Source organism: Nocardia vaccinii NBRC 15922 (assembly GCF_001613305.1).
GTDB classification, from domain to species: domain Bacteria; phylum Actinomycetota; class Actinomycetes; order Mycobacteriales; family Mycobacteriaceae; genus Nocardia; species Nocardia vaccinii.
The window spans coordinates 1-16,839 of sequence record NZ_BDCC01000014.1; the positions used below are offsets into that span (position 1 = coordinate 1).

General features: G+C 65.2%; 15 protein-coding genes. 7 read left to right on the forward strand and 8 right to left on the reverse strand.

Annotation, left to right across the window (positions count from 1 at the left end; translation table 11 throughout):
* Positions 1–199: 199 nt before the first annotated feature.
* From NV1_RS11410 to ctaD, 5 genes are all read right to left on the reverse strand, one after another.
* Positions 200–973: an NUDIX hydrolase gene (locus NV1_RS11410; RefSeq protein ID WP_169813315.1), complete on the reverse strand. Its 774-nt coding sequence runs from the start codon at positions 971–973 to the stop codon at positions 200–202.
* A gap of 196 nt (positions 974–1,169) precedes the next feature.
* Entirely contained in the window at positions 1,170–2,000 is an 831-nt protein-coding gene (locus tag NV1_RS11415; protein WP_067889271.1) for an ABC transporter ATP-binding protein, read from the reverse strand.
* 192 nt (positions 2,001–2,192) lie between these two features.
* A complete protein-coding gene (locus NV1_RS11420) occupies positions 2,193–3,011 on the reverse strand; it encodes an aminoacyl-tRNA hydrolase (protein WP_245713661.1) in 819 nt (272 codons plus the stop codon).
* A gap of 90 nt (positions 3,012–3,101) precedes the next feature.
* Complete coding sequence (gene serB, locus NV1_RS11425; protein WP_084525284.1) at positions 3,102–4,472, reverse strand: phosphoserine phosphatase SerB; 1,371 nt, start codon at positions 4,470–4,472, stop codon at positions 3,102–3,104.
* Between the two features lie 161 nt (positions 4,473–4,633).
* Positions 4,634–6,370, reverse strand: a complete 1,737-nt coding sequence (ctaD, locus tag NV1_RS11430; protein WP_067889274.1) for an aa3-type cytochrome oxidase subunit I — start codon at positions 6,368–6,370, stop codon at positions 4,634–4,636.
* A 261-nt stretch (positions 6,371–6,631) separates the two neighbouring features.
* On the opposite strand from ctaD, the gene NV1_RS11435 reads away from it, so the two are divergent.
* Positions 6,632–7,759 carry an ABC transporter substrate-binding protein gene (locus tag NV1_RS11435; RefSeq protein WP_084525285.1) on the forward strand — a complete coding sequence of 376 codons (1,128 nt, stop codon included), beginning with the start codon at positions 6,632–6,634 and terminating at the stop codon, positions 7,757–7,759.
* Between the two features lie 34 nt (positions 7,760–7,793).
* Here NV1_RS11435 and NV1_RS11440 read toward each other — a convergent pair whose 3' ends face one another.
* Both NV1_RS11440 and NV1_RS11445 read right to left on the reverse strand, forming a co-directional pair.
* On the reverse strand, positions 7,794–8,630 hold the full coding sequence (locus tag NV1_RS11440) for a hypothetical protein (RefSeq protein WP_084525286.1): 837 nt from the start codon (positions 8,628–8,630) through the stop codon (positions 7,794–7,796).
* The gene (locus NV1_RS11445) at positions 8,605–9,354 is read right to left on the reverse strand and encodes an alpha/beta fold hydrolase (protein WP_067889277.1); all 750 of its coding nucleotides are present in this window, start codon (positions 9,352–9,354) and stop codon (positions 8,605–8,607) included. Before NV1_RS11445 ends, NV1_RS11440 begins: the two co-directional genes overlap by 26 nt.
* 831 nt (positions 9,355–10,185) lie before the next feature.
* On the opposite strand from NV1_RS11445, the gene NV1_RS11450 reads away from it, so the two are divergent.
* From NV1_RS11450 to NV1_RS11470, 5 genes are all read left to right on the forward strand, one after another.
* Positions 10,186–11,481, forward strand: coding sequence for an amidohydrolase family protein (locus tag NV1_RS11450; RefSeq protein WP_067889285.1), 1,296 nt, complete (start codon positions 10,186–10,188; stop codon positions 11,479–11,481).
* A gap of 280 nt (positions 11,482–11,761) precedes the next feature.
* Positions 11,762–13,120 carry an aromatic ring-hydroxylating oxygenase subunit alpha gene (locus tag NV1_RS11455; RefSeq protein ID WP_067889308.1) on the forward strand — a complete coding sequence of 453 codons (1,359 nt, stop codon included), beginning with the start codon at positions 11,762–11,764 and terminating at the stop codon, positions 13,118–13,120.
* A 21-nt stretch (positions 13,121–13,141) separates the two neighbouring features.
* Positions 13,142–13,612, forward strand: coding sequence for a hypothetical protein (locus tag NV1_RS11460; protein ID WP_067889288.1), 471 nt, complete (start codon positions 13,142–13,144; stop codon positions 13,610–13,612).
* Positions 13,613–13,729: 117 nt separating this feature from the next.
* On the forward strand, positions 13,730–15,007 hold the full coding sequence (locus NV1_RS11465; RefSeq protein ID WP_067889291.1) for a cytochrome P450: 1,278 nt from the start codon (positions 13,730–13,732) through the stop codon (positions 15,005–15,007).
* A 124-nt stretch (positions 15,008–15,131) separates the two neighbouring features.
* Positions 15,132–15,836, forward strand: a complete 705-nt coding sequence (locus NV1_RS11470; RefSeq protein WP_067889294.1) for an SDR family NAD(P)-dependent oxidoreductase — start codon at positions 15,132–15,134, stop codon at positions 15,834–15,836.
* A gap of 7 nt (positions 15,837–15,843) precedes the next feature.
* Here NV1_RS11470 and NV1_RS43400 read toward each other — a convergent pair whose 3' ends face one another.
* On the reverse strand, positions 15,844–16,167 hold the full coding sequence (locus NV1_RS43400) for a hypothetical protein (protein ID WP_157116807.1): 324 nt from the start codon (positions 16,165–16,167) through the stop codon (positions 15,844–15,846).
* On the opposite strand from NV1_RS43400, the gene NV1_RS11475 reads away from it, so the two are divergent.
* The coding region (locus tag NV1_RS11475; RefSeq protein WP_157116809.1) for an MFS transporter at positions 16,166–16,839 on the forward strand (674 nt) is incomplete at its 3' end. The two genes, NV1_RS43400 and NV1_RS11475, sit on opposite strands and share 2 nt — an antisense overlap.

Here is a 16,839-nt window from a genome sequence, read left to right on the forward strand (position 1 = left end):
CCCCCACACCCGCAGCACCGCTCCCGGGCCCTCGATCCCACGGACCGGTACAGCTCCTGGCTTTCGATCCAGACGACATCCGCGCTGGTCCCGGTACGCGCCACCGGCCGCGCGACGTGCACTGCACCCGCTGTGCACCCGCTGACAGTCGTGCGACCCGGCGCCCGATCCCGGATCGATGCCGACGCAACCCGAATGTTCAGTCGGCGGGCTGAGATCCGCGCAGGCGGGACCCGTCGGGGAGATCTGCGAAGTAGCGTTCGTTGTTCGGGAATTGCAGGCGCGGTTTACCGTCGACGGTCGTCAGAATCGGCTGGATCGGCTCGAAATCCGGTGTGGCGGCGAAGATATCAGCGGTAGCGGAGAATTCGCCGATCGCGACCAACTGGGACCAGGTGGGTGGCAGCAGCACGTCGATACCGGCCTTCCACCGCTCGAGGGCCTCGGCGGGAGTGCACCAGACGACGTGCTGGGCCTCGGAAGTGGCCCCGTCGGCGCGCTGCCCCTCCGGCAGCACCGCGACGAAGAACCGCGTGTCGTAGCGGCGCGATTCCACGGTGGGGGTGATCCAGTTCGCCCAGGGCCGCAACAGATCCGCGCGCAGCACCAGATCCTCGGCGGCCAGGAACTGGCCGAGGGACAGCTCGCGACGCTCCAGACGAGCACGCGCGGCGCTGTACACCGACGTATCGGAGACGACGGTGTCGGCCGTCGGGCCCGCGAGCAGCACTCCGCATTCCTCGAACGTCTCGCGCACGGCCGCGCACACCAACGCCTGCGCCCGCGCCTGATCGACGCCGAATCGCTCGGCCCACCACGCGGGACCCGGTCCGGCCCAGGTGATTTCGGCCTGCGCGTCGGAGGGGTCGACGCCACCGCCCGGGAAGACGGTCATCCCGGCGGCGAATGCCATCGCCTTGACGCGCCGCTGCAGGAACACCTCGGGCCCGGACTCGCCGTCACGCACCAACATGACGGTGGACGCGTCCTTGGGCGCCACGGGCGCGGAATCGTTCACAGCCGCACCGTGCCGGTCGTCGGGTTCGCGCGGCGCGCGGCGCGCGGTGTCCTCGGTTCACTCACGGCAACAGTCTCACTCACCCTTCGCACCCTAACGGGTGCTTGGTCGCCCCCGTCGCGAGCCCCGGTCCCGCGGCCTTACACGGCACTCAGGCGCGATGCCGCCCCAGCCGACGACTCCGACGCGCGAAATAACGCCCCTCGATGCGATCCAGGGTGATCGACTGCCGGAACGCCTTGCTGAGGTTCTCGGCCGTCAGTACATCCTCGAGCAACCCCTGGGCGACGACACTGCCCTCGTTGAGCAGCAGGCCGTGCGAGAAGCCCGGCGGAATCTCCTCCACGTGGTGGGTGACGAGCACGGTGGCCGGGGAGTCCGGATTCGACGCCAGGTCGCCGAGCCGCTCCACCAATTCCTCCCGGCCGCCCAGATCCAGGCCGGCGCCCGGTTCGTCGAGCAGCAGCAGTTCCGGATCGGTCATCAGCGCCCGCGCGATCAGCACTCGCTTGCGCTCCCCCTCGGACAGGGTTCCGTAGGCGCGGTCGGAAAGATGTTCCGCCCCCAGACTTTCCAGCATGTCCACCGCTCGATCGGTGTCGATGTCGTCGTAATCCTCACGCCAGCGGCCCATCACCGCGTAGCCCGCCGACACCACCAGGTCGCTGACCTTCTCGTCCAACGGCACCCGGCTGGCCACCGCAGCCGAGGACAGGCCGATGCGCGGACGCAGGTCGTTGATATCGGTCCGGCCCAGCACCTCACCCAGGAGATGTGCGGTACCCGAGGTCGGATGGAGTTCGGCGGCGGCCATTCGGAGCAGGGAGGTCTTGCCGGCGCCGTTGGGGCCGAGCACGACCCAGCGCTCGTCGAGCTCCACTTGCCAGCTGAGGGGACCTACGAGCGTATGTCCCGACCGCCGGACGGTCACCTGGTTGAAATCGATGAGTAGATCGGGATCCGGTTGCGGCACGGGCTCCATCTTGGACCACGCACCCGAAACATTCCCAACATGGTCCGTTTGCACGTAGATGTCATATCCCGCCGCACCCCCGAAGTGGCCGCGAATTCGCCATCGGGCCGGTGAGATTCGACACTGTCGCGATCGTGGCAACCTGCGGGTTCCGTACCGTCCGCCATACTTCGACGACGAGTGCGCAGCGCCGTGCCGCAATCAGCTCGAAATGCCCGGCGGGACGGCGATCACGGTCATCGATCCCGGGGCGACCTCGGTGAACCCGGCATCCCGCACCGCGGTCGCCGAACCCTCCCGAACCAGCCAGGACAGCGCGGGCCAATGCGGACCGGCCTCGCGCACCGAACAGCGATAGCCGCGCGCCGCCCATTCGAACACCTGCCGCACCGGCAACGCACCGGCCAGCAGCATGCTCGCGTGACCGACCTGGGCCGCGGCCTTGCCGACGGTCATCCCCAGTTCCGAATTCAGCCACAACACCGGCAGTTCCGGATCGACGGGACCCGGATCGTCCGATTCCAGCTCGGTGCCGCCGATCTGGAGCTTGCGGATTCGCTGATCGATGCCGCCGACCGGCCCCGGCACCAGCGCTCGCGCCTGCGCGCCGTCGATCTCCACGGTGAGCCCGTCGACCTCGTTCGCGGCCAGCCACTGCGCTCCGCGCGCCCGCCGCGCCACCTTGCGGATCCGGGAACGTTTCCAGGTCAGGTACCGCTGCTCCCACTCTCCGCCGGGACCGACCCGAGGATCCATACACACCGCGACCGCGGCGGTCGCGGCCGCCGCGAGCAGTGCGCTCCGACGCGGCGGATCCTGTTTCGGAATGTGCAGCACCATCTGCATCGCCTGGACCAGCGCCGGGTCCTGCGGATCACCGCCGCTACCGTACCCGCGCGCCAATTCCGCATGCCGCGCGACGAATCCGTCGTCGAGTTCCGCGGATACGAGGGCGGCCTCGCCCGTCACCTCCGGACCCGGCGAACCGAATTCCGGGTCATCGCATGCGAATTCGGACAACTCACCCTCTCACTCCGGTACCGCCCGGCACGCTGCCGACCCGCAACATCGCCACCTGCGCCGAAGCCGGGAACGCGTATCCGGACACGATCAGCTCAGCGGGACGCGGCGCAACAGACCATCGCGAGCGTCGGCGGCCTCGACCTCGTCGCGGGTGACGCCGAGGATGAACAGGACCGCATCCAAGTAGGGGTGCGACAGAGCGGCGTCGGCGATCTCGCGCAGTGCCGGCTTGGCGTTGAAGGCGATGCCCAGCCCCGCCGCGTTGAGCATGTCGATATCGTTCGCGCCGTCACCCACCGCGACGGTCTGTTCCATCGGTACTCCGGCCTCGGCGGCGAAACGCCGCAGCGCCACGGCCTTCGCCGGGCGGTCCACGATCTCCCCGATCACCTTGCCGGTCAGGCGGCCGCCGACCACCTCGAGGGTGTTGGCCTGGACGAAATCCAGCTCCAGCTCGTGCGCGAGCGGTTCGATGACCTGACGGAAACCACCGGAGACAACGCCGCAGCGAAAACCCAGCCGACGCAGCGTGCGGATGGTCGTGCGGGCACCGGGGGTCAGCGTGATGGCCTCGGCGACCTCGTCGATCACCGACTCCTGCAACCCGCTCAGGGTCGCCACCCGCTGCCGCAGCGATTCGGCGAAGTCCAGCTCACCGCGCATGGCCGCCTCGGTCACCTTGCGGACCTCGTCCTCGACCCCGGCGTGCGCGGCGAGCATCTCGATCACCTCGCCCTGGATGAGCGTGGAGTCGACGTCGAAGACGATCAGCCGCTTCGCGCGCCGGGCCAGGCCCACGCGTTCCACGGCGATATCGATGTTCTGCTTGGCCGCGACCTCGGCCAGGGTGGTGCGCAGGCGCGTCTCCGCGGCGCTCACGTCTGGCCCGGAGGCGGCGGTCCGGGAAACCACGGCGGGCCCGGAAGCGCCGCTATCGAGCACAGCGGATTCGCTGGCGGGAGCGGTCACGGTCAGTTCCAGCCCCGTCACCGGATAGTCCGCGATGCCCCGGATCGCGTCGATGTTGACGTTCTGTTCGGCCAGCTTTCGCGCGATGACGCTGAACGCCCGCGCGGTGACCGGACTGCCCAGCACCACGATCGCATGCGTCGAATGCCTGGTCCCGGCCGAGGATTCCGCGCCGATCTCGACCTCGACCTGCATGCCGACGGTGACCATCGCGTCCTCGAGCTCGTCCTGCAGGCCCTCCGGGTCGCCCGGGCAGGACACCAGCACCCCCAGGGTCAGCCGGCCGCGGATGACGACCTGCTCGACGTCCAGGAGGCTCACCCCGTTGCGCGCCAAGGCCGACAGCAGGACCGAGGTGACGCCGGGCCGGTCGGGGCCGGTGACGGTGATCAGCACCGTCGTCCCCGTGGCAGCCTGTGCGACCACGGACGGGCCGTGGTTGCCGGATTCAGGCTCGGACGTGCTCACGTTGTCTCCCTCTCGCGCCATGCTCGGCCGCCGACGACGGCCCCTCATTGTCTCAGGCTGTTTCCGGCGTGCCGGACACGGCCCACGGCACCGTGTCCGGAATCACTGCCGGGAAAAACCGGACGCGGCGGCCGTCTCGGAAGAGACGACCGCCGCGCCGGTCATTGCGGAGAATCAGCCGGTCAGCTCGGCACCTTCTCCAACTCCTTGACGGTGTGCGACTTGGAACCCCAGCCGACGTGTGCCTCGGCCCGCATCCGCTCCACCATGTGCGGGTAGTGCAGCTCGAACGCCGGACGCTCGGACCGGATGCGCGGCAACTCGTAGAAGTTGTGCCGCGGCGGCGGGCAGGAGGTCGCCCACTCCAGCGAATTGCCGTAGCCCCACGGGTCGTCCACCGTCACGACCTCGCCGTACCGGTAGGACTTGAACACGTTCCACACGAACGGGAGCGTCGAGGCGCCCAGGATGAACGCGCCGATCGTGGAGATGGTGTTCAACGTGGTGAAACCATCGGTGGGCAGGTAGTCCGCGTACCGGCGCGGCATGCCCTCCGCACCCAGCCAGTGCTGCACCAGGAAGGTGGTGTGGAAACCGATCATGGTGGCCCAGAAGTGCCACTTGCCCAGGCGCTCGTCCATCATCCGGCCGGTCATCTTCGGGAACCAGAAGTAGATGCCCGCGAAGGTGGCGAACACGATGGTGCCGAAGAGCACGTAATGGAAATGCGCGACCACGAAATAGGTGTCCGACACGTGGAAATCCAGCGGCGGGCTGGCCAGGATGACACCGGACAGACCACCGAACAGGAACGTGACCAGGAAGCCCACCGACCACAGCATCGGCGTCTCGAACGTCAACTGACCGCGCCACATGGTGCCGATCCAGTTGAAGAACTTCACACCGGTCGGAACCGCGATCAGGAAGGTCATGAAGGAGAAGTACGGCAGCAGCACCGCGCCGGTGGCGTACATGTGGTGCGCCCACACCGCGATGGACAGCGCCGCGATACCCAGGGTCGCGTAGACCAGCGTGGTGTAACCGAAGATCGGCTTACGGCTGAAGACCGGGAAGATCTCCGAGACGATGCCGAAGAACGGCAGCGCGATGATGTACACCTCGGGGTGACCGAAGTACCAGAACAGGTGCTGGTACAGGATGGCGCCGCCATTGGCCGGATCGTAGATGTGCCCGCCCAGGTGCCGGTCGTAGGCCAGGCCGAACAGGGCCGCGGTCAGCAGCGGGAACGCCAGCAGCACCAGCACGCTGGTGACCGCGATGTTCCAGGTGAAGATCGGCATCCGGAACAACGTCATACCCGGGCAACGCAGGCAGACCACGGTGGTCAGCATGTTGACGCCACCGAGGATGGTGCCCAGACCGGAGACCGCCAGACCCAGGATCCACAGGTCGGCGCCGACACCCGGGGAGTGCACGATGTCCGACAGCGGGGTGTACGCGGTCCAGCCGAAGTCGGCCGCGCCGCCGGGAGTGATGAAACCGGCGGTCGCCATGGTCGCGCCGAACAGGTACAGCCAATAGCTGAACGCGTTCAGACGCGGGAAGGCCACATCGGGCGCGCCGATCTGCAGCGGCAACACGATGTTCGCGAAACCGAACACGATCGCCGTCGCATAGAACAGCAGCATGATCGTGCCGTGCATGGTGAACAGCTGGTTGAACTGCTCGGGCGAGAGGAACTGCAGACCCGGACGAGCCAGCTCCGCACGCATCAGCAACGCCATCAGCCCGCCGATCATGAAGAACGACGTGGCCGTCACCAGGTACATCACCCCGAGGACCTTCGGGTCGGTGGTGGTGACCAACTTGTAGATGAACGAACCCTTGGGCCCCAGGCGTTGCGGGTACGGCCGAGTCGCTTCCAATTGGGGGACTGGCTGGGGCTCTACAGCAGTCACTGATCCTCCTGAAGGTATGCCTTCTGGTCGTTGTCGTACGTCTGGCTCCGGCCCGGCGGACAGGCGCACGGCGAACGACGGTGGCTTTCGCTACTACGGATCGTAAACCGTGCTGCCGCAAGCATCACGCCCGGTCCTACTCTCTGTCGTAATTGGGTGTCACGGCCCACGTATCCGCGTCCGGACGCGCAGGCGACAGCACACGTGACCGCGCAGGGCCCGCGAATGCCGTCGAAGGCACAGCATGTGTACCCTTCCCGCATGCCCGTGAGCCAGCGCAGCGAGCGAACACCCGACCCGGCGAAGCGCCCGCGCGGCGTGGGTTCGCGCGAGGACGGACGCGCCCGCCGCCGCACACGACGTTTGCGCGGCAGTTGCCTGATGCTCGCCGCGGCCGTTGCCGCATTGACCGCCTGCGGCAACGGGTCCGGTGACAACGCGAGTTCGATCGTGCGCACCACCACCAATATCGCCGGCGCGGATGTGGTCGGCGTCGAACGCGACACCACGCGCGCCTGCCCGTTGCCGAGCGATCCGGATCAGCCCTCGGGCACCCGCGAGGTGACCGGTCCCGCTGGGACAGCACAGATTTCGGCCGACCCGAAGCGAGTCGTCGTGCTGGACACCGCCGCACTGGACGCGGCCTGCGCGCTGGGCCTGTGGCAGCGGGTCGTCGGCGCGACGACACTCGCCGGGCCCAGCCCGCAGCCGTCGTACCTGGGCTACGGCCTGCAGATCGTGCCGAGCGTGGGCGCCGCGGGCGCACCCGATGTCGCGAAAATCGCTGCGATGCACCCGGATCTGGTCCTCGGTACGGTCGGCGACGGTGACCTGAACGCCTTGCGCGCGGCCGCACCCACCGTGCTGATCGGCAAGGATCCCAGCTGGCAGACCTCGTTCAGTGCCTTCGCCGACGCTCTGGGGCGGTCGAACGCGGGCGCGAAGGCGATCACCGACTACCACACCTACGCGCACGACACCGGCGCCGCGATCGCGGCCTCGCTGTCACAGGCCTCGGTGCTGCGTTTCGGCGGATCGGACGCACAGGTACAAGGTTCGGACACGTTTGCCGGACGTGTGCTGGCCGATGCGGGAGTGCAGCGTCCCCAAGCACAGCGGGATGCGTCCTATCGGGTGAGCAGTCTGAGCAGCGAGCAGGACCGGGCCAAGGTCGAAGGCGACATCATCTATGTGATGTTCGACGGTCGGGACGGCGAGACCTACGGCCGGAAGGTCATGCACGGTGACGACTGGAAGAAACTCGGCGCTGTCTCGGACAAGCGCGATTTCGTCGTGGACGACACCATCTGGCACGGCTCGGGTCTCACCGCCGCCCGCGCCCTGATCGACGACCTGCGCACCTCGCTCAACGCGTACGTGAACGACTGAGTCCGGCAACGGCCGTCAGCCGTATCGGCCCGGGTCAGTAGATTCGCAACCCGCGACGCCGCACGATGGCCAGGGCGATCGCGGTGCCGAGAATCCACACCAGCAGACCGACCCCGGCGTTCCAGATGAAGCGCAGATTCCGATCCAGGTGCGGCAGCAGCCGCAGCAAGGGGTCGTGCTGGGTTCCGTCGATCGGGGCGACGAGGTAGTAGACGCCGTACGGCAGCGCCAGATGGCCGAGCCACAGCAGCGTGGTCCGGCTGCGCCGTTCGCGCCACCGCCGCACCAGTGTCCGGGTCTCCACGGCCAGCAGGACCGAGAGGATATTTCCGACGCCGAGCCAGCACAGCAGCGGCAGCGTCACCACGAACAGGGTGCCGATGAGCTGGCCCGGACGCATCGCGTGCGCGAGGATCGCGGTCAACACCAAGGTCGGTAGGCCCACGATGACAAGCAGCGCAAGGTTTTTCGTCACCAGAATGCCGCGCATCGACATGCCCGCGGCCAGGCTTGCGCGCACTCGCGGCGCATCCAGGCCCAGCACGTTGGTCGTGGTGACGTCGGCCAGGATGAAGGTGGCGAAATAGGTTCCGACCAGGACCACCCAGCCGAATTGCCGGTGCGGGTGGGCCAGCGGCGAGTACAGCAGATACAGCAGCGAGAGCGCGATGTTCACCCCGACGCCCTCGAGCCAGTGCCGCGGCGGCGCGAACGACCAGCGCACCTCGTCGGCCACGCGCTGGAGCAGGCCGTGTTCGGGGGCCATCGGCGGCGGTGGCGCGGTGTGGGCCTCGCGCTCGCTCAGATATGCCCGCAGGCGTCCGCGCGCGCTCGCGGAGGCCTGCTCAGCCCACCGAATCGACAAATTCACCTATCTTCGCCGCGATGATGTCCGGAATCCGCTGCGGCAGCAGGTGTCCGCCTCCGGCGACCAGCTCCAGGCGGGATCGCGGGAACCGGTCGTGCAGCGCGCGGGCGGTCGAGATCGGAACGATCTTATCGGTCGGATCGGCGAGGATCAATGCGGGCATATCGGGTGCGTCGAGGCGCTCGAGCCAATGGTCCAGACTGCGGAACAGTTCGCGCTGCTCGAGCAGGACGGTGCGCCACACCGGGCCGTACTCGTGCCGGATGTCGGCGAACCCGTGCCAGGAGACGGCGGCGTCCGGGTGACGCGCGCGATGCCATCGGGCCAGCCGCGGCATCATCGACCACATCGTCACTGCCAGCGCCGGTCCCGCGACGGGGGCGGCGAGCAGCTCATCCCATCTCGTGGCGCAGTCGGGCCCGACTCCGGCGATGGAGATCAGCCCGCGCACCCGTTCGGGGGCGATCGCGGCCGCGGCGAGTGCGACACCGCCGCCGTAGGAATGTCCGGCCAGCACCGCATCGTGAATTCCCGCGCGGTCCAATTGATCCAGCAACCAAACAGCATTGTCTTCGAGAGTGCCCGCGGAACATGCGTTGCCGCCGTATCCGGGCCGATCCCACGCCAGCGCCCGCACCGAGGACGGCAACCGCTCGAGCACACCGTTCCAGACCGAATGATCCCCTGGCTGCCCGTGCAGCAGGACGACCGGCACGGTCGTGGTCATCGATCCTCCTCCTTGCGGCCCCGTCCGGTAATCACGCACCGCGGGGGTCACTGGCCCGGCGACGACGTCGGAGATGTGCTTCATGACCTGCCCTCTCGTGCACGAATGGAATATGCGCGCGGCGATGCCGTCTCCCGCGCCCCCGGATCGCGGATTGGTCGCTACGAATCCTCTTACCTCCGATCGAGAACAGTAACCACCCAACCTGGACGTCGGCCCGGTACTTTCTGTGCGCTTGCTGTGCACTCGATCCGCGCCGGCAGCCAGCAGCCATCGACGACACGGTTTTCAGCCGGGCTGTGCGCGTTCACGCCGGAATCAGCCTGCGATGGCGCCGTCCCCACTCGGATTCAGCATCACAGGTGCCACCAAGCAATCTTGTATATACGACTTACTCAACTATTTTTTGCTTGCGTCTCGTCAGCACCGGAAGAAGGCCGTTCCCGAGCACAGACTCGTCGCAGAAGCGTCGATAAATAGCCTCTGTACAGGGGTTATCTGTACACGACCGCACGCAGAACGCATCGCATGATCACCTCGATGAGGCCAGCTGGGCAGGGCTCGGCATACCTCCTCCGAGGGAGGAATTCCTTGTAAAGGGTGATGTAAGTCCACTAATATCCCGAAGCAGCTCTTCGTCAGCGGGCACAACACAGGCGCTCATGCGCATGACGACAGAGCGGGCAACCACCGTGGCCGCGTGGCTGGTCGTGGCCGCGGCGATTCCATACCGCTCGACGCCGGCGGTCACCGACCGGCAGCCGGACCGCGGTCGAGGTGGCGCCGCCCACTGCGGCTGCCGCCGCTGTGCTCCGATCGAAAGGAATCGTCGTGCAGAAAGACGATCTGATCCTCATCAGCGTCGATGACCACATCATCGAACCGCCGGACATGTTCGTGAACCACCTACCGCGGAAATTTCTCGACGATGCGCCACACGTGGTGCATCGCGATGACGGCACCGATGTCTGGCAGTTCCGCGACGCGATCATGCCGAACGTGGCTCTCAACGCCGTCGCCGGCCGACCGAAGGAGGAATACGGCGTCGAGCCACAGGGCCTCGACGAGATCCGCCCCGGATGCTACGACGTGCACGAGCGGGTCAAGGATATGAACGCGGGCGGCATCCTGGCCTCGATGAATTTCCCTTCCTTCCCCGGCTTTTCGGCATCCCGGTTCGTCACCGAGAACCGCGAGTTGTCGCTGGCGCTGGTACGCGCCTATAACGACTGGCACATCGACGAATGGTGCGGGGCCTATCCGGGACGATTCATCCCGATGGCGCTGCCGGCGATGTGGGATGTCGATGCGTGCGCTGCGGAGGTCAGGCGAGTCGCGGCCAAGGGGTGCCACTCCCTGACGTTCAGCGAGAACCCGGCCACGCAGGGCTACCCCAGTTTCCACAACCCGTACTGGAATCCGCTATGGCAGGCGCTGTGCGACACGAACACGGTGTTATCCGTGCACATCGGCTCCTCGGGCAGGATGACGATCCCGTCCATCGACTCGCCCCCCACCGTACAGATCAGCCTGCAACCGATGAACATCGTGTCAGCTGCCGCGGAATTGCTGTGGTCGCAGCCCATCAAGGACTACCCCGACCTGAAGATCGCGCTCTCGGAAGGCGGCACCGGCTGGATACCCTATTTCCTCGAACGCGTCGACCGCGCCTACGAGATGCACGCCGTGTGGACGGCCACCGACCTGGGGGGCAAAATGCCCAGCGAGGTGTTCCGCGAGCACTTCCTGACCTGTTTCATCAGTGACCCCGTCGGCGTTCGGCTACGCCACGACATCGGTATCGACAACATTTGCTGGGAAGCCGACTATCCGCACAGTGATTCGATGTGGCCGAACGCGCCCGAGGAATTGATGGGCGTGCTCGACCGTTACGCCGTGCCGGATTCCGATATCGACAAGATGACCCACCAGAACGCCATGCGCTGGTATTCCTTCGACCCCTTCAGCCACATCCCGCGCGCCGACGCGACCGTCGGCGCCCTCCGCAAAGCCGCTGCGGGCCACGACGTCACCGTCAAGCCGCGCAGCCACCAAATTCTCGCTCCGGCGGAAAAACTGCAGGCCTTCCGCGCTCGAGCAGCCGCGGCCGCAGCCAGCAACACCTGAATCCACGCCACTGACACGATCGACCATATTCCGATACATCCAGAGCCGATCTCGGCCCTCCTGCCAGGCTGTCATGCCGAATAGGCATGACGGCCTTGGCGCCATGCCATCCATCGTGACCTGGCGGACTCGCTTCAGAGCACCATCTGACCTCAGTGCAATCGATGCTTGACAACCATCACACTGTGACTGAGGATACTAATCAATCAGTTGATTAAATCTTGTCGTGGCGGCCGATCCCTTGCCGGCCGACCACCGCCCGATGTGGAGGTATGAATCCATGCAGAGTGCGCGACCAGGAGAATGGGTCAACACCGCGGAGGGTTTGTCCGATATCGGACCAGACCGGTACCGAACCCGGATCCCGACCGATCGGTACACCTCCACCGAGTTCCAGGCGCAGGAACGAGAAGCGATCTGGATGCGCGTGTGGCAGGTCGCCGGGCGTGTGGATGAGTTGCCCGAGACCGGCGACTGGAAGGAATACCGTATTTTCGACCAGTCCTACGTCATCGTTCGCGGCAGGGACGGAGTACTACGAGGCTTCGTCAACGCCTGCCGACACCGCGGCAATATGCTGTGCGCGGGCTCGGGCAACGCCAAGCGCGGATTCCTGTGCCAGTACCACCTGTGGTCATACGACCTCGAAGGCAAACTGCGTGGCATCCTGCGCGAGGACCTCGCCGGTTCCATCGACAAAGACCAGCACTCGCTGCTGCCGATCCCGGTCGGCACCTTCGCCGGTTTCATCTTCCTCAACCCCGACCCGAACGCGGAGCCGCTGGAGCAGTTCATCGGCGCGGAGGTCGCGCGGTTGCTCGCGCCGTATCACCTCGACGAGATGGTGACGGTGATGAACGTCCGCGAACCACTCGACTGCAACTGGAAAGTCGTCATGGACGCCTTCCAAGAGGGTTACCACATCTCGGGCATTCATCCGCAGCTACTGCGCGTGATCGAAATCGATCCGACCACCAGCCGCTACCTCTTCTTCGAAAACCACAGCGTTGCCATGGCGCCCTTCGACGTGGCCAATGCCGCGAATATGGACCCGCAGAAGCAGGTCGAGGGCATCTTGGAACTACCCGAAACCTTCCCTTCGGTCGTCGCCGTCCTGCCACGCTTCCAGGAACTGATCGACGCTTACCGCGACGACGAAAACAACCTCCGACTCCCGGACGGTGTCACGCCCCGAACCGTGCTACAGCAGGCAACCCGCGAAACCCTCACCGGCATGGGTTTGGATGTCAGCGATCTGACCGACGCGCAGATGAGCGACAACCACGGCTGGGTGCTGTTCCCCAACTTCTTCATGACCATCCGCGCCGGAGAAGCCACCGTCATCATGTCCACACCTCATCCGGACGGCGACCCCAACAAATGCGTGTGGCACGTCTCGAGCTATATGTGGCTGCCCAAGGAAATGCAGGACGCCTACCGCGCGCAATTGGTCGAAGTCGATGAACCCGGCAGCTACAAGTACTTCCTCGCCCTGCAACAGGACTACGAGCAGATGCCGCGCCAGCAGATCGGACTGCGTAACCGCAGGCTGGATCATATGGCACTGGTCAAGGAAGAAGTGGTCGTCGCCCACTATCACTCGGTGGTGGACCGTCATCTCGCAGCCAACGCGTCCTGACCTGGCAGAAAGTCTCTCCCCATGATTTTGCAAGACCTCACCGACGTCGCGTCCGATTACACCGGGCTCGCACGCAAGGTTCTCGAATACAGCCTGATCACCAAACGACTGGTCGACCAGGCCAAACAACCCGGCTTCACCATCGCCGACTGGGCGCCACTGGCGGAACTGGTCGCTACCGACGAGTTCGAGCGAGTCGGTAATTTCAAAGAGGTCATGAATTGGACCGACTACACCGCGTTCCTCACCAACTGGGCCAGTACATCGGATTGGGAATGCTCCTTCAAACGCGTAACCGAAACTCCGGATCTGGTGTTCCTCGAGCTCGAGGAACGTAGCAGGGTAGGCGAGTTCAGCAGCACGGTCAACTCCCTCTCGGTTTTCGAGTTCACGCTCGCCGGGAAGATCTGCCATATCGATATCTATCTTCAGATGGCACTACCCGACCCGGAAATGCTGAAAAGCTATCAGAATACTTCCGTCGTCGAATAGAAACCCATCTCTACCCAATCGGATCGCCCGATGCCTGTGCTCTCCGGCATTCGGGGAGCACGGGTACCGGACGCAGACGCCGCAGGCAATCGCTCATCCGCGTAAAGAAAGTCCACCATGACCGATATCGATGCTGTCGATTTCTTCAACGACAACACCGTCTTGGCCGACCCTTACGACTACTTCGCGGCCCTCCGCGAGGAATGTCCGATACGGCACGAAAAGCACCACGACGTGGCCATGGTCACCGGCTACGACGACGCTGTCGCCATCTACAACGACACCGAACACTTTTCGGCCTGCATCTCGGTCACCGGCCCGTTTCCAGGGTTTCCGGTACCGGTCGAAGGCCGGGACGACATCACCGATCTGATCGCCGCCCACCGCGATCGGCTTCCGTTCAACGACCAGCTTCCGACCTTCGACCCACCTGTGCACACCGCCCACCGTGCGCTCCTGGCGCGGATGATCACCCCCAAGCGCCTCAGGGAAAACGAGCGATTCATGCGGGGTCTCGCCGATCGCCAGCTCGACGAGGCGCTCGCCGGCAGCGGGTGCGAGCTCAACGCCGACTACGCCTCGCCGTTCGCCATGCTCGTCATCGCCGATCTCCTCGGGGTCCCGGAATCCGACCACGATGAGTTCCGGCACGCATTGCTCGGCGCCACCGGCACCATCGGCAGCAGCACCGGAGACGATATGAAACATGCGCCTCTGGAATACCTGTATGGGAAGTTCACCGACTACATAAACGACCGCCGCGCGAATCCACGCGACGACGTCCTCACCGGTGTGGCCACCGCTACCTTTCCCGACGGCAGTATCCCCGACACTATCGACGCGGTCCGCGTCGCGGCCAATCTTTTCGCCGCAGGACAGGAAACAACGGTCAGGTTGCTCGGGACATCCGTCAAATTCATCGCCGAAAGTCCCCAGCTCCAACAAGCATTGCGGGACGACCGCAAGCTCATTCCCAATTTCATCGAGGAAATGCTCCGATACGAAAGCCCTATCCGCGGCGATTTCCGGCTCACCAAGTCCACCACGACGGTCAACGGAACACGCCTGCACGCAGGAACCACGATCATGCTCCTCAACGCTGCGGCCAACCGCGACCCGCGCAAGTTTCCCGATCCGGATACCTTCGATATCCATCGTGCCAACGCCCGTGGTCATGTGGCCTTCGGACGAGGACCGCACACCTGCCCCGGAGCCCCACTCGCCCGTGCCGAAGCAGTTGTCACAGTGAACCGGCTCCTCGACCGAACCGCCGAGATCACCATCGACGAGGACAAGCACGGCTCCCGCGACAACCGCCGCTATCAATACCTGCCCACGTTCATCCTGCGGGGGCTGACCCGCCTCCACATCCGTCACACCCCCGCCCGATCATGAGAAGCGCCGCACCCATGTATACCGCCACCACACCCGATGCCGCGCAACGGGTTATGTCCAACACGATGTCTCGCGCGCTCCCGCCGGGCCCCCCGGCACCTGCCTCGGACGATCGGGCGCGGTCATGAGAACAGCAGTCGTGACCGGTGGGGCGTCCGGTATCGGCTCGGCCGTGGCCGAACGGCTGAGCAAAGATGGGTACCAAGTGGCCGTACTCGATCTCGACCTGCCGGCCACCGGCTTCGGCCAGGTTGCCGATGTGACCGACCGCGCTCGAGTCGATGCCGCCCTCGAGGTCGTCAGGCAGCGGTTGGGCCCGATCACCGTGCTGGTCAACGCTGCCGGAGTCGAAGGATTCGAGCGATTCGCGAATCTGACCTTCGATCAGTGGCGACGAGTGCTGGACGTCAATCTCAACGGGGTTTTCCACTGCACCCAGGCGGTGCTCCCGGACATGCTCAGGGCAGGTTGGGGCAGAATCGTCAATATCTCGTCGTCGAGCGCACATTCCGGGCAACCGTTCATGACGCATTATGTGGCGGCCAAATCAGCGGTCAACGGGTTGACCAAGGCCCTGGCACTGGAACTCGGCCCCCGAGGAATCACCGTCAACGCGGTGCCCCCAGGCTTCGTCGATACTCCGATGCTCCGCAAAGCCGAAGCTCGTAGCCTCCTCGGCGGGTCCATCGCGGACCATATTCAACGAACGCCGGTCCGGCGGGTCGGCAGGCCGGAGGATATCGCGGCCGCGTGCGCTTTCCTCGTCTCCGACGATGCCGGATACATCACTGGACAAATCCTGGGTGTCAACGGCGGCCGCAACACATGAACGAGCACTATTCGCGAACCTCGTCCGAAACATCGGATGAACTCCGGCGCACCTGCGCCGAGCAGAACCGCTGACTACACGCAATGAACGCGCTGAAATAACCTGAATCAACCGGCCTCGAATACGACCGGCACAGCTGTATTCCACCAGAAGGCCGCGATCCAGCAGCAAGATCCGAAACAAATATCTTATCCAGCCCGGCGCATTTGGCGTCACTCTCACAATCGAATAAACCATCATAGTTCACCTGGCTGCGACGCTTCGGTGCGGTCCGATCTGTCAATGATGAACCGCCCACAATCAATGCCGCTTGTTTCAATGGAGTGTTCATGTCGACAACATCGACGACACCGCCCCCGGACAACGTCGATACCGACGCGATCACGGGGCGACTGACCAATGCCTCGACGTTTCGGATCATCGCCATACTAGGGGCGATCGTGCTCTACACCGAGGTCTCGCCGCTGCAATTCGTCATGGTGGGGGCCGCGGTACAGAAGATGACCAAGACGTTTCCGACGGTGGGAGCCAACATCAGCTGGACCATCATCATCATGACCCTCGTCGGGGCGTCGGCCACCCCGTTGCTGGGCAAGATGGGTGATGTCTGGGGTAAGAAGCGGATCTTCCTCACGTGCGGGCTGTTGTTCATCGCGGGCTGTCTGATCGATGCCCTGACGACGAACTGGACGCTGTTTCTGATCGGGCGCGGTCTGCAGGCCTTCGCCATCGCCAGCCAGATGATCGCCTACGGCCTGATCCGTGACCTGTTGCCGCGCAAGTACATTCCCGTCGCGGTGGGCGTCACCGCAACCGGGCTAGGGTTTTCCGGTGTGCTCGGGCCGATCGTCGGCGGACTGCTGGTCGATCACTTCGATTGGCCGGCGATGTTCTGGTTCCTGGGGATCTACACACTGGTCATGACACCGATCGTGTACTTCCTCGTCCCCGAATCCAAATTGCGGGTCAAACAGCGCATCGACCCGGTCGGAGCCGCTCTATG

Excerpts from the sequence above, each read along its gene's own strand:
- NV1_RS11410 (WP_169813315.1), bottom strand. The coding sequence starts at position 973 with ATGTTGGTGCGTGACGGCGAGTCCGGGCCCGAGGTGTTCCTGCAGCGG.
- NV1_RS11415 (WP_067889271.1), bottom strand. The coding sequence starts at position 2,000 with ATGGAGCCCGTGCCGCAACCGGATCCCGATCTACTCATCGATTTCAAC.
- serB (WP_084525284.1), bottom strand. The coding sequence starts at position 4,472 with ATGGCGCGAGAGGGAGACAACGTGAGCACGTCCGAGCCTGAATCCGGC.
- NV1_RS11435 (WP_084525285.1), top strand. The coding sequence starts at position 6,632 with ATGCCCGTGAGCCAGCGCAGCGAGCGAACACCCGACCCGGCGAAGCGC.
- NV1_RS11445 (WP_067889277.1), bottom strand. The coding sequence starts at position 9,354 with ATGACCACGACCGTGCCGGTCGTCCTGCTGCACGGGCAGCCAGGGGAT.
- NV1_RS11455 (WP_067889308.1), top strand. The coding sequence starts at position 11,762 with ATGCAGAGTGCGCGACCAGGAGAATGGGTCAACACCGCGGAGGGTTTG.
- NV1_RS11460 (WP_067889288.1), top strand. The coding sequence starts at position 13,142 with ATGATTTTGCAAGACCTCACCGACGTCGCGTCCGATTACACCGGGCTC.
- NV1_RS11465 (WP_067889291.1), top strand. The coding sequence starts at position 13,730 with ATGACCGATATCGATGCTGTCGATTTCTTCAACGACAACACCGTCTTG.
- NV1_RS11470 (WP_067889294.1), top strand. The coding sequence starts at position 15,132 with ATGAGAACAGCAGTCGTGACCGGTGGGGCGTCCGGTATCGGCTCGGCC.
- NV1_RS43400 (WP_157116807.1), bottom strand. The coding sequence starts at position 16,167 with ATGAACACTCCATTGAAACAAGCGGCATTGATTGTGGGCGGTTCATCA.